Raw genomic sequence first — 14,107 nt, 5'->3', positions numbered from 1 at the left:
CTCTTTCTCCCACCCGCGTTCCCGGCTCTGCGGCCGGTTGATTGATCAGCCGGCCATCTGTTCGGCGGTGAACAGGCCGACCTTCAGGTCCTTGGTCTCATAGATGGGCTTGCCATCCGCTTCCATGACGCCGTCGCCGATGCCCATGACGAGCTTGCGCATGATGACGCGCTTCAGATCGATCTTGTAGACGACCTTCTTGATGTCGGGGGTCACCTGGCCGGTGAACTTGACCTCGCCCACGCCCAGGGCGCGGCCGCGGCCCGGCGCGCCGGACCAGCCCAGAAAGAAGCCGACCAGCTGCCACATGGCGTCCAGGCCCAGGCAGCCGGGCATCACCGGGTCGCCGATGAAGTGGCAGTCGAAGAACCAGAGCGACGGGTCGATGTCGAATTCAGCCTCGACATAGCCCTTGCCGTAGGCGCCGCCCTCGGCCTCGATCTTCACGATGCGGTTGAACATCAGCATCGGCGGGACCGGCAGCTGGGCGTTGCCCGGGCCGAACATCTCGCCGCGGCCGCAGGCCAGCAGCTCCTCGAAACCGTAGGCGCTCTTGCGGACGTGGGTGGTCTCAGCCGTCATCAAACCATCTCTTTTGGGGCGAACCATGTCGCCGAAGCGTTCCGCCCTAGCACGTCGGACCAACGCGCCTCAACGGCATTGGGTTTTCGGGTCGGTTCCCCAAAGCTCGTTTTCGGGGACCCAACCCTTGCGTCCGCCGGCTTTCACGCGACACCAGCCGCCCTCGCAGCGATCCAGGGCGGCGATGGCCTGGCCGCTCAGATAGGCGTCGGTCTTGGCCTCGAGCTTGGGCTGGGCGCGCATGGCCAGGGGCTTGTCGGCGACCCGCATCACCGTGCGACGGCCATCGGTGACCCGTCCCTTGATCCAGGCGAGGCCGCCTTCGGGATCGCACACCCGCCTCCAGTCGCGGGTTTCGGCCACCACCTGCACCGGCAGGCCCGTGGTGCGATAGACCCACAGGACCTTGTGATCCTCGCCGGGACCGGCGCGGGCGTTCACCTCGTCGAACTTCAGCGCAACATAGCGCGGAACGGGCAGGCCCGAAGGGCCGATGCGGCCCTTGGCGACCTCGGCCTCCTTCTCGCAGGCGCTGAGCAGCAGGGGCGCGAACAGCGACAGCACGGCTGCCGCCGCCTTCCGCTGGGTCATGCCTTTTCCTAACGCCACCTTGCTTTGCCCCCCGCGAACCGTCTGATACTGGTCAGGAATACAAAAAGGCCGAACGGCCGAACACTCCCTGCGCAGAGAGCTTCTTTCAGACCGCCGATGGCCGCCCGCAAGCCCAAAGTCGTCGTTACGCGAAAACTCCCCGATCCGGTCGAGACCCGGATGCGGGAGCTGTTCGACACCGAGCTCAATCTCGACGACGCCCCGATGTCCGCCGATCAGCTGATCGACGCCATGAACCGCGCCGATGTGCTGGTGCCCACGATCACCGACCGGATCGACTCCCGTCTGCTGTCCCAGGCCGGCGAGCAGCTGAAGCTGATCGCCAATTTCGGGGCTGGGGTGGACAATGTGGACGTCGAGGCCGCCAACGCCCGCGGCGTCACCGTCACCAACACCCCCGGCGTTCTGACCGAGGATACTGCCGACCTGACCATGAGCCTGATCATGGCCGCCGCCCGCCGGGTGGTGGAGGGCGCCAATGTCGTCCAGAGCGGCGATTTCTCCGGCTGGTCGCCGACCTGGATGCTGGGCCGCCGGATCTGGGGCAAGCGTCTGGGCATCATCGGCATGGGCCGCATCGGCCAGGCCCTGGGCCGCCGGGCCAAGGCCTTCGGCATGCAGGTCCACTACCACAACCGCAAGCCGGTCAGCCCCCGCATCGCCGACGAGCTGGGCGCGACCTACTGGGAGAGCCTGGACCAGATGCTCGCCCGCATGGACGTCATCTCGGTCAACTGCCCGCACACGCCGGCGACCTATCACCTGCTGTCGGCCCGCCGGCTGAAGCTGCTGCGGACCGACGCCATCGTGGTCAACACCGCCCGCGGCGAGGTGATCGACGAGGGCGCCCTGGCCAACATGCTGGCGCGCGGCGAGATCGCCGGCGCCGGCCTGGACGTCTATGAGCACGAGCCCGCGATCAATCCCAAGCTGCTGAAGCTGCCCAATGTCGTGCTGCTGCCCCACATGGGCTCGGCCACGGTCGAGGGGCGGATCGACATGGGCGAGAAGGTCATCGTCAACATCAAGACCTTCATGGACGGCCACCGTCCGCCGGACCGCGTCATTCCCTCGATGCTCTAGGCCCAGAGCGCTCTAGGTCCAGAGCTTCAGGGCCGCCTCGGCGATGACCTCGGAATATTCCTCGGGCCTTGAGGGGGTTGCGACCCTTCCAGGGCTAGGGGCGGCGGGTCTTCGTCTCAATGACGTCCCAGGTCATGGTCTGGGGCCGCGCGGCCTGTATTCTTGGAGCATGCGATCCAACGCCGCCCGAACACCCGCGCCGTCACCCGCCGCCAGCCGTGTCGGGGACTTGCTGCGCGAATGGCGCGCCGCCCGCCGGATGAGCCAGCTCGACCTGGCCTTGGAGGCGAAAGTCTCTTCGCGCCATCTCAGCTGGGTGGAGACCGGCAAGTCGCAGCCCGGCCGCGATCTGGTGGATCAGCTCGCCGACGCTTTGGAGATGCCCCTACGCGAACGCAACACCCTGCTGGTCGCCGCCGGCTACGCGCCGAAATATCGGCAGACCGACCTTTCCGCGCCAGAGATGGCGCTGCTGCGCCGGGCGGTGGAGTTCATCATCCGTCAGCAGGAGCCGTTTCCGGCCTTCGTCATCGACCGTCATTGGGACGTGCTGATGGTCAATCCGGCCATGGAGCGAGTGTTCGGGGCGCTGAAGCCGGGCGGGCCGACCCACGGCAACATCCTGCGTCAGGTCTTCGACCCCGCCGACATGCGCCCCCTGCTGGCCAACTGGGAGGAGGTGGCGGGCGACCTGATCCGCCATCTGCATCACGAGGCCGCCGCCGCGCCGTCCGACCTGCGGACCCGGGCGCTTCTGGCCGAGGTTCTGGCCTATCCGGACGTGCCCCAGGATTGGCGGCGGCGCGAACTGGGGGCGACCCCGCTGCCGGTGATCACCACGGTGTTCCGCAAGGATGAGCTGGAGCTGCGTTTTTTCTCGACCCTGACCACCTTCGGCACGTCGCAGGACGTGACCATAGAGGGCCTGCGCATCGAGTGCATGTTCCCGGCGGATGAGGCGACAGAAGCGTTCTGCCGCGCTCTCGCCGGCTAGAGCAGGCCGGCGACGCCGTCCCAGACCAGCTTGGCGCCGACGACGACCAGCAGGATGTAGATGAAGCGGTAGAAGCCCTCGGCCGGCACCTTGCGCACCAGCACCACCCCCGCCCAGGTCGAAGCCACAGCGAAGGGCAGCAGCACCCCGGCCGCCGCCAGGCTGTCGCGGTTGATCTGGCCCAGGGCGAAATAGGCCGGGACCTTCATCCAGTTCACCACGGCGAAGAACACCGCGCTGGTGCCGATGAACAGGTCGCGGGGCAGGCGCTTGGGCAGGACGTACATCTGGAAGGGCGGACCGCCGGCGTGGGCGATCTGGCTTGTGAAGCCCGAGGCCGCGCCGCAGATCGCGCCCAGGATCGGCGACGAAGACTTGCCCTGGACTTCCGCCGCCGCCTTCACCGCCCGCTCGGCCCACAGCCGCTGCAGGGCGAAGACGATCGACACCGCGCCCACGGCCAGCTCCACCGCCGCCGACGACACGAAGGCCGCCAGGGCGAAGCCGAGGAAGATGCCGACCGCCGCGCTGGGCAGCAGCAGCTTCAGCAGTCCGAACGCGACCGTCTTTCGAAAAGCCCATACCCCGACCACGTCCTGCACCAGCAGGATCGGCAGGATGATAGACGCCGCCTGGACCGGCGGCATTATCAGGGTCATCAGCGGCACGGCCACCACCCCGACGCCTGCGAAACCGCCCTTGGCCAGGCCAAGAATGATCACGGCCGGCACGGCCACGGCGTAGAAGATGGGATCGTTCAGCATCGCGCCGTCTTGTGGTCCCGCCGCCCACGGGCGCGCAAGGCGCAAATCACCGCCGGACGTGGGATTTGCGCTCGTCGATATCCAGCGCTATATTCACCGCAACATCGTCCGATAGCGCTGGATAGCGCTTTCGAGCGGCGGCGAAAGCCCGCCGCTTTTTTGTTGGCTGAAAGAGGTCAAGCTTTGCGCGGGAAAACCGCTGAAGACCGCCAGCTCATCGAGCTGCTCGATCCGATCGCAGAGGCGGTCGGCTACGAGATCGTCCGCCTTCGCCTGATGGCGGGCGGAGAGCAACGCCGCCTGCAGATCATGGCCGAGCGGCCCGATGGCGACATGAACGTCGAGGACTGCGCCCGCCTGTCGCGCGCCGTGTCCGAGCTGCTGGACGTGCAGGACCCGATCAGCGGCGAATATGTGCTGGAGGTCTCGAGCCCCGGCATCGATCGTCCGCTGACCCGCCTGAAGGACTTCGAGACCTATGAAGGCCTGGAGGCCCGCCTGGAGCTGGATCGCCTGGCCGACGGCCGCAAGCGGTTCAAGGGCATCCTGGCCGGGGTCGAAGACGAAAACATCTGCATCGACCTCGAAGGCGAGGAGGAGACCGCCCTGGTTCCCTTCGCCTGGGTGGTCGAGGCCAAGCTGGTGTTCAACGACCAGCTCATGAAACGCGGGGCCGACCAACGGGCCGCCCGCATCCAATCCGAACAATCGTCCGAGAGTGAAGAGGACTAAGCATGGCCACCGGCATTTCCGCCAACCGCCTTGAACTCCTGCAGATCGCCGACGCCGTCGCGCGCGAGAAGTCGATCGAGAAGGAGATCGTCATCGAGGCGATCGAGGACGCGATCCAGAAGGCCGCCCGCTCGCGCTACGGCGCCGAGCACGACATCCGCGTGAAGATCGACCCGAAGACCGGCGAGATGACGCTGAAGCGCGTCATCACCGTGGTCGCGGACGACTTCGAGATGGAAGGCGAAGTCGGCAAGGTCACGATCAGCGACGCCAAGCGCGCCGACAAGGAAGCCTTTATCGGCCAGGTGACCGAAGAAATCCTGCCGCCGTTCGAGTTTGGCCGCGTCCAGACCCAGATGGCTCGCCAGGTGGTGACCCATAAGGTCCGCGAAGCCGAGCGCGAGCGTCAGTACGAAGAGTACAAGGACCGCGTGGGCGAGATCGTCAACGGCGTGGTCAAGCGCGTCGAGTACGGCAACGTCGTCGTCGACCTGGGCCGCGGCGAAGGCATCATGCGCCGCGACCAGTCGATCCCGCGCGAGAACTTCCAGCTCAACGACCGCATCCGCGCCTACATCTACGACGTCCGTCGCGAGACCAAGGGCCCGCAGATCATGCTGAGCCGCGCCCACGGGGGCTTCATGGCCAAGCTGTTCGCGCAGGAAGTGCCGGAAGTGTACGACGGCGTCATCGAGATCCGCGCCGTCGCCCGCGACCCGGGGTCGCGCGCCAAGATGGCCGTCATCTCCAACGACAGCTCGATCGACCCGGTCGGCGCCTGTGTCGGCATGCGCGGCTCGCGCGTGCAGGCGGTGGTGGCCGAACTGCAGGGCGAGAAGATTGACATCATCCAGTGGTCCGAGGACGAGGCGACCTTCATCGTCAACGGCCTGGCTCCCGCCGAAGTCACCAAGGTGGTGATGGACGAGGAAGACGAGCGCGTCGAAGTGGTCGTGCCGGACGAACAGCTGTCGCTGGCCATCGGCCGCCGCGGCCAGAACGTCCGTCTCGCCTCGCAGCTGACTGGCTGGCAGATCGACATCATGACCGAAAGCCAGGAGAGCGAGCGCCGTCAGCGCGAGTTCGCCGAGCGCACCGCCCTGTTCCAGGAAGCCCTGGACGTGGACGAGGTCATCGCCCAGCTGCTGGTCACCGAAGGCTTCGCCTCGGTGGAAGACGTGGCCTATGTGGAGCCGCATGAGATCGCGGCCATCGAAGGCTTCGACGAAGACACCGCCGAGGAACTGCAGACCCGCGCCCGCGAGTATCTGGAGAAGGAAGCGGCCGAATACGACGCCAAGCGTCGCGAGTTGGGTGTCGACGACGCCGTACTCGAGATCGAGGGCGTGACCCTGCCGATGGCCGTGGCCCTGGGCAAGGGCGACGTGAAGACCGTCGAGGATCTCGCCGGTCTGGTGCCGGACGACATGCGCGGCTGGTTCGAGAACAAGAACGGCGAGCGCGTGCGCGAGCCGGGCATTCTCGAAAGCTTCAACCTGTCGCCGGACGACGCCGAAGCCCTGATCATGCGCGCCCGCATCATCATGGGCTGGGTCGAGGCCCCGGAAGAGCCGGCCTATGAAGAGGCCAGCCTCGACGACGCCGACCTCGATCCGGATCACGCCGTGAGTGAAGACGAGCGCCTGGCGCTGTCGGAAGCCCAGGGCGAGTCCCGCGACGCCTAAAGGAGTCTCAGCCGCCCGCTCCGCACAGGAGTGGGCGGCTCTCTTCATGACCGCACCCAAGACCCACGCCGAGGCGCATCGCGAGCGCCGCGACATCGTCACCGGCGAGGTGATGGACGAGGCCCGCCTGATCCGCTTCGTGGCGGCTCCGGACGGCTCGGTCGTTCCCGACCTGGCGCGCAAGCTGCCGGGCCGGGGGCTGTGGGTCGCCGCCGACCGCGCGTCGGTGGAGACCGCGGGCAAGAAGGGTCTGTTTTCCCGCTCGGCCAAGGCCAAGCTGTCCGCCCCGGCCGATCTGGCCGACCAGGTGGAGCGCCTTTTGACGCAGCGCGTTCTGGATGGGCTGGGTCTTGCGCGTCGGGCCGGCGATCTTACCTTTGGCTTCGAGAAGGTCTCGGCCGTCCTCGCCGCCGGAAGGGCGGCCTGGTTGATCGAGGCCTCCGACGGAGCCCCCGACGGCCGGCGCAAGATGCTCGGCCAGGCCCGAAAGGCCTCGCTAGAACCCAGAATTTTCGGCGTTTTCACGTCGGAGGAATTGGGTTTGGCCTTGGGCGGGGAGAATGTGATACATACCGCCTTCCTTGCGGGGCGAGGTTCTGACCGTTGGACTTCTGAAGTTCTGCGGTTATCAGGCTTCCGCCCGCTCCTTCCTCCTGAGTGGACGGCGAGTTGGCGCGAGGAGCCGTTGGATAAGGGCTAGGCGAGCAATCGCCCGGTCCCTTTCGTGTTTGGAATTATGGGTCCGTCGGAACGCCGACGGGTAGTCAAGCGAACGCATGAGCGACGAGAACGAAAACGGCCGCCCCGGACGGGCTCCCCTGACGCTGAAGCCCCGCACGGGCCCGGTCAGCTCAGGCGTGGTGAAGCAGCAATTCAGCCACGGACGGTCGAAGACGGTTGTGGTTGAGACCAAGCGCGCGCGCACTCATGCGCCGGCTTCGGGCAACCTCGCCGCGCCGTCGCCGGCGGAGCGCCGCGACACCGCCCCGGCTCCGCGCCCGGCGGCTCCGGCCGCGCCGCGTCCCGCACCGACCTCGTCGGGCGGCGCCGGCGGCCTGTCCGCCGAAGAGATGCAAGCGCGCCAGCGCGCTATCGAGCTGGCCCGCCAGCAGCAAGAGCGTGACGCCGCCGATCGCCGCTCGCAGGAAGAAGAGGCGCGCCGCCGCGAAGAAGCCGCCAAGGCCGCGGCCGCTGCGGCCGCCGCCGCATCGGCTCCCAAGCCTGAACCGACCCCGGCTCCCGCTCCGGTCGCCGCTCCTCCGGCTCCCGCCGCTGAAGCGCCGCGTCCTGCGCCCGCACCCGCGGCGCCGGCCGAGACCGTGCGCGCCGCCGCTCCCGCTCCGGCGGCCGGCCAGACCCGCACCTACGAGCCGAGCCGCGAACGTCGCGACGACCGGCCGACCACCACCACCTATCGCCCGGATCGTCCGTCCGGCGATCGCCCGCAGAACGTCTATGGCCAGCGCGCGCCGCGCGAAGACCGTCCGTTCAACCAGCGCGCGCCCCGCGAAGGCGGCTTCAACAACGATCGTCCGCGTCCGCCGCGTGACGGCGACCGTCCGCAGGGCGGCGGCTATCGCGGCGACCGCCCGCAGGGTGATCGCGCCGGCGGCGCCCCGGGCGGTGAGACCGTTCGCTATTCGGCCCTGGCTCCCAAGCCGGCTCCGCGCGACGGCGCCCGTCCGGGCGCGCCGCGTCCGGGCGGCCGTCCTGGCGCTCCGGCCGCTCCGGCCACGCCTGAAATCCAGCGCGCGACCCGTTCGACGCCGCGCCCCGGCTCGCTCAACCTCGACCGTCGTCCCGACGAGTCCGATGACGATCGCCGCAAGGGCGCGCCCGGCAAGGCCGTCTCGCGCACCAAGGGTCAGCCCCAGCGTCGCGAAGGCCGCCTGACCATCCAGACGGTGGCCGGCGACGGGGATTCCGCCGACCGCATGCGCTCGCTCGCCTCGGTCCGCCGGGCTCGCGAACGCGAAAAGGAAAAGCGCCGCGGCGGCGCTCAGGAGCAGGCGAAAGTCTCTCGTGAAGTGGTCATCCCGGACGTCATCACCGTCCAAGAACTGGCCAACCGCATGGCCACGCGCGGCGTCGAGATCATCAAGTTCCTGATGCGTCAGGGCCTGATGATGAAGATCAACGACGTCATCGACAACGACACCGCCGAGCTGGTGGCCACCGAATTCGGCCACACCGTCAAGCGCGTGTCGGAAGCCGACGTCGAAGAGGGCTTCATCGGCGCAGAGGACATCGACGATCACCTGGAGGCTCGCCCGCCGGTCGTGACCGTCATGGGCCACGTCGACCACGGCAAGACCTCGCTGCTGGACGCCCTGCGCTCCACCGACATCGCCGCTGGCGAAGCCGGCGGCATCACCCAGCACATCGGCGCCTATCAGGTTCGCCTGAAGGACGGCCACCGCGTGACCTTCCTGGACACGCCGGGCCACGCCGCCTTCTCGGCCATGCGCGCCCGCGGCGCCAACATCACCGACGTCATCATCCTGGTGGTGGCCGGCGACGACGGCGTCATGCCGCAGACCATCGAAGCCATCCAGCACGCCAAGGCGGCCGGTGTCCCGATGATCGTGGCCGTCAACAAGATGGACAAGCCGGGCTCGGATGCGACCCGCGTGACCAACGAGCTGCTCCAGCACGAGATTGTGGTGGAAAGCCTCGGCGGTGAAACCCAGATCGTCGAAGTCTCGGCCAAGACCCGCCAGGGCCTGGACGAACTGATGGAACGCGTCCTCCTGCAGGCCGAAATCCTCGACCTGAAGGCCAATCCGGACCGCATCGCCGACGGCGTGGTGATCGAAGCCAAGCTCGACAAGGGCCGCGGCGCCGTCTCCACCGTTCTGGTCAAGCGCGGCACCCTGAAGCGCGGCGACATCGTCGTGGCCGGCAGCCAGTGGGGCCGCGTGCGCGCCCTGCTGAACGAGCGCGACGAGCAGCTGGCCGAAGCCGGTCCCTCCACCCCGGTGGAGATCCTCGGCCTCGACGGCGCGCCCTCGCCGGGCGATCCGTTCGCCGTGGTCGAGAACGAAGCCCGCGCCCGCGAGCTGACCGAGTACCGCATCCGCCTGAAGCGCGAGAAGTCGATGGCCCCCGTGGGCGCCGGCGCCTCGCTGGCCGACATGATGGCCAAGCTGCAGGACAAGAAGCTTCGCGAACTGCCGCTGGTCATCAAGGCCGACGTGCAGGGTTCGGCCGAAGCCATCATCGGCTCGCTGGACAAGCTGGGCACCGACGAGGTCCGTGCGCGGATCATCCTGTCGGGCGCCGGCGCGATCAGCGAAAGCGACGTCACCCTGGCCAAGGGCGCCAACGCCCCGGTCATCGGCTTCAACGTCCGCGCCTCCAAGCAGGCCCGCGACCTGGCCGAGCGTGAAGGCGTCGAGATCCGCTACTACTCGATCATCTACGACCTGATCGACGACATCAAAGGCGTCATGTCCGGGATGCTTTCGCCGATCCAGCGCGAAACCTTCCTCGGCAACGCCGAAGTGCTGCAGGCCTTCGACATCACCAAGGTCGGCAAGGTCGCCGGCTGTAAGGTCACCGAAGGCGTGGTCCGCAAGGGCGCCCGGGTCCGCATCGTCCGCGAGGGCGTCGTGGTTCTCGAACTGGGCACCCTGCAGACGCTCAAGCGCTTCAAGGACGAAGTCAACGAGGTCCCGTCCGGCCAGGAATGCGGCATGGCGTTCGCGGGTTTCCAGGACATCCGTCCGGGCGACCTGATCGAATGCTTCACCGTCGAAGAAGTGAAGCGGTCGCTCTAGGGCGTCGCGAAACTCAAGAATGGAAGGGCCGCGCAGATGACCGTCTTCGCGGCCCTTTTTTCATCCGACCTTTTCCAGATCAGCGACTTCTCCACGCGGGAGGCCGGCGCCCGCGCGCCCGGTCTCGTGGCCCAATCCGACTTCGGGCTGGTGCGGCGGGGCGCCTATGTCTGCCAGATGCGCGGTCGCGCCCATGTGGCCGACCCTGCCTGCGGCCTGATCTATTACGAGGGCGACGAGCATCACCTGACCAGCGCGGGCCCCGAAGGTTTCGACTGCACGGTGTTCGAACCGGCGGCGCAGGTGATGGACGAGGCGGTGATCGCCGGCGCCCTGACCACCCCGCTCAGCGGCGACACCCAGCTGGCCCATGCCCGCCTCTATCGCGCCGCGCGCCAGGGGGGCGACCGCCTGGCCGTTGAGGAGGCGGGGATGGAGCTGCTGCACGGCATCGCCCGCGACCGCCAGGGACTGGCCGGGATCACGCCCAGCGCCCGCGATGAAAGGCGCGTCGCCGCCGCCCGCGTCCTAATCGCCGCCGATCTTTCCGCGACCCTGGGTCTGTCCGACGTGGCGTCGGAGGCGGCCTGCTCGCCCTTCCACCTGGCCCGGCTGTTCCGGGCGGTGACCGGACGATCCCTGCGCGACTACCGGCTTCGCCTGCGTCTGGCCGCCGCCCTGCACCGGCTGGACGAGGGAGAGCGCGACCTGACCGCCACGGCGCTGGACCTCGGCTTCTCCAGCCACAGCCACATGACGGCGGCCTTCCGCCGCTGCTTCGGGGCGCCGCCGGCCGCGCTGCGCCAGGCTTTGACCCACTGACAAGCGCAGGTTTTTGAAAGCGGCGCGCCGCCGCGCGGGCCTATCCCTTGGAAGACCAGAAGCGTTCTCGGGAGCATCGCATGAGCCGCCTGTCCGGACCCGTCGTCGCCATGATCGTCGGCGGTCTCGCCGCGGGGGCGCTCGATATCATCTCCGCCTTCCTGTCTTGGGCGCCGCGCGGCGTCGCCCCGGCCCGCATCCTCAAGGGCATCGCCGCCGGGCTGCTGGGCAGGGGCGCGATCAGCGGCGGGGTCGGCATGGCGGCGCTGGGCCTGTTCCTGCATTTCGCCATCGCCATGGCGGCGGCCGTGGTCTTCGTGCTGGTGGCGACGCGGGTCTTGCCGCAACTGCTGGAGCGGCCCCTGATCTGGGGTCCGTTGTTTGGCCTGGGCATGTTCGGGGTGATGAACGCCGTGGTCCTGCCGCTGAACGCCAACCCGCCCCAGCGCCCGCCCGAACCGGCCTATGTCCTGCTCGGCCTGTTCGTCCACGCCTTCGCCTTCGGCCTGCCCATCGGCCTGGCGGCGTGGCGGTTCGCGCGCCAGCCCTGAAAGCGCCGCCTTCAGGCTGTTTCCTGGCGCGCCTCCCCGCTAAAAGGGCGCCATGAGAAAGCTTCTCGTCCTGCCGCTGCTGCTGGCGACCCTGGCCTTGTGCGCCTGCGCCACGGTCTCCCGCGTCGACGCCTCCAACGACGTCCACGCCCTGTTGATCGCCATCCGCGACAACGACGGCGCGACCTTTGACCGCCATGTCGACAAGGTCGCCCTGAAGCGCCAGCTGGAAAGCCGCATCGTCGAGCAGACCCAGCGTTCCGGTGCGCCCGATCCGCTGAAGGCGCTGGGCTTCATGCTGTCGCGCACCGCCGCCGATCTGGTCGGCGACGCCCTGTTGCGGCCCACGGTGTTCCGCGCGGTGGCGGAGTCCTACGGCTATCGCCCCACGACCCCGATCCCCGGCCGCCTGGCCATCGCCAGCGCCCTGCGCCCCATCGGCGGCGGCCGTGTATGCGCCGCGCGCAGCGAGAAGGGTCCCTGCCTGCTGACCTTCGCCAACCAGGGCGGGACCTGGCGGCTGGTCAGCTTCGACGGCCCGGTTTCGGAGCTGAAGCTGCCATGAAGCGCTTGATCCTGATGGCGGCCGGGGCGCTGATCGTCGCCTCGCCGGCCGCGGCGGAGACCCGCATCTTTTCGTATGACCCGGTCTCGCCGGACGCCAAGCGGCTGACCGGCACAGGCCTGACCTTCCTGTTCGAGACCCGGTTCATGGGCGGCGGCAAGGTGCGCAAGATCATGGCCACCGCCGTCCCCGCCTCGGCCGAGGTCAAGTCCGTCGGCGCCAGCGCCCTGGGCAAGGGCGCGCCGATCGGGCCGGGCGAGATTTACGAGATCAACGCCGACAAGGCCCAGGGCAAGGTCTATGTCCGCGCCTTCTGCCCCGGCTCGACCAAGGTCTGGCTGGCGGTGGGCGATCTACGCCACGGCCGCGACCTGAAGGTTCAGGTTCTGGGCGACGATCCGGCGGGCGGCCCGGCGCGCACCTGCGCCGAGATGGAGTTCGCCTATCGCGGCGAATGGCGTTTGGGGACCGGTACGCGGCCCGACCCCTTCGACGACGCTTTCGACAGCAGTTTGCGATACTGAGCGAACGCGGGTTAGCCTCCTGACGGTCAAGGTTCGGAGGCGGGGATGCGGGTGTTCCGAAGCGTGTTGGCGGCGATGGCCGTGGCGTTCGCCGCCCCCGCCGTCGCCGAGACCCCCAATGCGCAGATCGACGCGATAATCCGCGAGGTCCTGGCCGAGACCCGGTCGCCGTCCGCCTCGGTCGCCGTGGTGCAGGATGGCCGGATCGCCCATCTGGCCGCCTTCGGAAACGCCCGGCTGGACCCGCCCGTCGCGGCCACGATCGAGACCCGTTACGGCATCGCCTCGGTCTCCAAGCAGTTCACCGCCGCCTCGATCCTGCTGCTGGCCGAGGACGGCAAGCTCAGCCTGGATGATCCGGTGGGGCGCTACGTTCCCGACCTGACGGACGGGGACAAGATCACTCTTCGCCACGTGCTCAACAACGTGTCGGGCTATACCGATTACTGGCCGCAGGACTTCGTCTTCGCGCGCATGAAGCAGCCGGCCAACCGTGACGACATCCTCGATGGCTGGGCGCGCACGCCGCTCGAATTCCCCACGGGGACCGAGTACCGCTATTCCAACACCGGCTTCGTGGTCGCCGGCCTGGTGGTCGAGAAGGTGAGCGGCCAGAGCCTGTTCGACTTCCAGAAGAAGCGCATCTTCGGACCTCTGCGCATGACCGGGGTGACCGAGGACGACACCGCGCCGCTGAGGTCGCCGGACGCCGCAAACTACACCCGCTACGCCGACGGCCCGCTGCGCCCCGCCGACAAGGAAGGCGCGGGCTGGCTGTTCGCCGCCGCCCATCTGGCCATGCGTCCGGCGGACCTGGCGCTGTGGAACATCAGCCTGCTGGACGCCAGCCTGCTGAAGCCCGCGTCCATCGCCGTCATGACCACGCCCGCCGTGCTGACCAGCGGAGAGCCGACCAGCTACGCGCTCGGCCTACGGGTCTCCGTGCAGGATGGCCGCCGGGTCTGGAGCCATGGCGGCGCCCTCTCAGGCGTGCATACCGACAACCGCATCTGGCCGGACGACAAGCTGGCGATCAGCGTGATGGTCAATACCGAGGACAACCAGGCCCAGAGCGTCATCGCCGAGCGCCTCGCCTTCCTGCTGCTGCCGTCCACCGGTTCGGCGGCGGTGATGCGCGGCCTGCTGGCCGATGCGGCGGCGGGGCGTATCGACCGAACGCGCCTGACGCCCAACGCCGACGCCTTCTTCACGCCGCAGGTCCTGGCCGATTACCAGGCCTCGCTATCGGCCCTCGGCCCCCTGCGCTTGCTGCGGCCGACGGGAGCGAGCAAGCGGGGGGGCATGACCTATGCCGGCTTCGACGCCGTCTATGCGGGCAAGGTGCTGTGGGTCAGCCTGCGCATGACGCCGGACGGCAGGATCGAGCAATTCATGGCCGGGCCGAAGGTGTGAA

General features: G+C 68.5%; 14 protein-coding genes. 11 read left to right on the top strand and 3 right to left on the bottom strand.

Annotated features, from left to right (window positions below):
- Nucleotides 1-45 precede the first annotated feature (45 nt).
- Both fabA and ABOZ73_RS09815 read right to left on the bottom strand, forming a co-directional pair.
- Nucleotides 46-582 (bottom strand): 3-hydroxyacyl-[acyl-carrier-protein] dehydratase FabA, encoded by a 537-nt coding sequence (gene fabA, locus ABOZ73_RS09820; RefSeq protein ID WP_369057981.1) that lies wholly within the window; start codon nt 580-582, stop codon nt 46-48.
- Nucleotides 583-651: 69 nt separating this feature from the next.
- Nucleotides 652-1,173 (bottom strand): SH3 domain-containing protein, encoded by a 522-nt coding sequence (locus ABOZ73_RS09815; RefSeq protein WP_369057980.1) that lies wholly within the window; start codon nt 1,171-1,173, stop codon nt 652-654.
- 117 nt (nt 1,174-1,290) lie between these two features.
- On the opposite strand from ABOZ73_RS09815, the gene ABOZ73_RS09810 reads away from it, so the two are divergent.
- Nucleotides 1,291-2,277, top strand: a complete 987-nt coding sequence (locus ABOZ73_RS09810; protein WP_369057979.1) for a 2-hydroxyacid dehydrogenase — start codon at nt 1,291-1,293, stop codon at nt 2,275-2,277.
- Between the two features lie 169 nt (nt 2,278-2,446).
- Nucleotides 2,447-3,271 (top strand): helix-turn-helix domain-containing protein, encoded by an 825-nt coding sequence (locus ABOZ73_RS09805; protein ID WP_369057978.1) that lies wholly within the window; start codon nt 2,447-2,449, stop codon nt 3,269-3,271.
- On the opposite strand, the gene ABOZ73_RS09800 is transcribed toward ABOZ73_RS09805, so the two are convergent.
- Nucleotides 3,268-4,035 carry a sulfite exporter TauE/SafE family protein gene (locus ABOZ73_RS09800; protein WP_369057977.1) on the bottom strand — a complete coding sequence of 256 codons (768 nt, stop codon included), beginning with the start codon at nt 4,033-4,035 and terminating at the stop codon, nt 3,268-3,270. The two genes, ABOZ73_RS09805 and ABOZ73_RS09800, sit on opposite strands and share 4 nt — an antisense overlap.
- A 183-nt stretch (nt 4,036-4,218) precedes the next feature.
- Between ABOZ73_RS09800 and rimP the strand changes: the two genes are divergently transcribed.
- The 9 genes from rimP to ABOZ73_RS09755 all read left to right on the top strand — a co-directional run bounded on the left by rimP (nt 4,219) and on the right by ABOZ73_RS09755 (nt 14,106).
- On the top strand, nt 4,219-4,767 hold the full coding sequence (gene rimP, locus ABOZ73_RS09795; RefSeq protein ID WP_369057976.1) for a ribosome maturation factor RimP: 549 nt from the start codon (nt 4,219-4,221) through the stop codon (nt 4,765-4,767).
- A 2-nt stretch (nt 4,768-4,769) separates the two neighbouring features.
- Nucleotides 4,770-6,452, top strand: a complete 1,683-nt coding sequence (gene nusA, locus ABOZ73_RS09790) for a transcription termination factor NusA (RefSeq protein ID WP_369057975.1) — start codon at nt 4,770-4,772, stop codon at nt 6,450-6,452.
- 46 nt (nt 6,453-6,498) lie between these two features.
- A complete protein-coding gene (locus ABOZ73_RS09785) occupies nt 6,499-7,152 on the top strand; it encodes an RNA-binding protein (RefSeq protein WP_369057974.1) in 654 nt (217 codons plus the stop codon).
- A gap of 76 nt (nt 7,153-7,228) precedes the next feature.
- On the top strand, nt 7,229-10,231 hold the full coding sequence (gene infB, locus ABOZ73_RS09780; RefSeq protein WP_369057973.1) for a translation initiation factor IF-2: 3,003 nt from the start codon (nt 7,229-7,231) through the stop codon (nt 10,229-10,231).
- 36 nt (nt 10,232-10,267) lie between these two features.
- A complete protein-coding gene (locus ABOZ73_RS09775; protein ID WP_369057972.1) occupies nt 10,268-11,053 on the top strand; it encodes a helix-turn-helix domain-containing protein in 786 nt (261 codons plus the stop codon).
- A gap of 80 nt (nt 11,054-11,133) precedes the next feature.
- Nucleotides 11,134-11,604: a hypothetical protein gene (locus ABOZ73_RS09770; RefSeq protein WP_369057971.1), complete on the top strand. Its 471-nt coding sequence runs from the start codon at nt 11,134-11,136 to the stop codon at nt 11,602-11,604.
- A gap of 52 nt (nt 11,605-11,656) precedes the next feature.
- Nucleotides 11,657-12,169: a DUF2939 domain-containing protein gene (locus ABOZ73_RS09765; protein WP_369057970.1), complete on the top strand. Its 513-nt coding sequence runs from the start codon at nt 11,657-11,659 to the stop codon at nt 12,167-12,169.
- Nucleotides 12,166-12,693, top strand: a complete 528-nt coding sequence (locus tag ABOZ73_RS09760) for a hypothetical protein (RefSeq protein ID WP_369057969.1) — start codon at nt 12,166-12,168, stop codon at nt 12,691-12,693. The genes ABOZ73_RS09765 and ABOZ73_RS09760 overlap by 4 nt, the downstream gene beginning before the upstream one ends.
- A 45-nt stretch (nt 12,694-12,738) precedes the next feature.
- Complete coding sequence (locus ABOZ73_RS09755) at nt 12,739-14,106, top strand: serine hydrolase domain-containing protein (RefSeq protein ID WP_369057968.1); 1,368 nt, start codon at nt 12,739-12,741, stop codon at nt 14,104-14,106.
- The last annotated feature ends 1 nt before the right edge of the window (nt 14,107 follow it).

Source organism: Caulobacter sp. 73W (assembly GCF_041021955.1).
Classification (GTDB): domain Bacteria; phylum Pseudomonadota; class Alphaproteobacteria; order Caulobacterales; family Caulobacteraceae; genus Caulobacter.
Note: the sequence above shows the minus strand (reverse complement) of the source record. Positions and strands in the feature narration are given on the sequence as shown.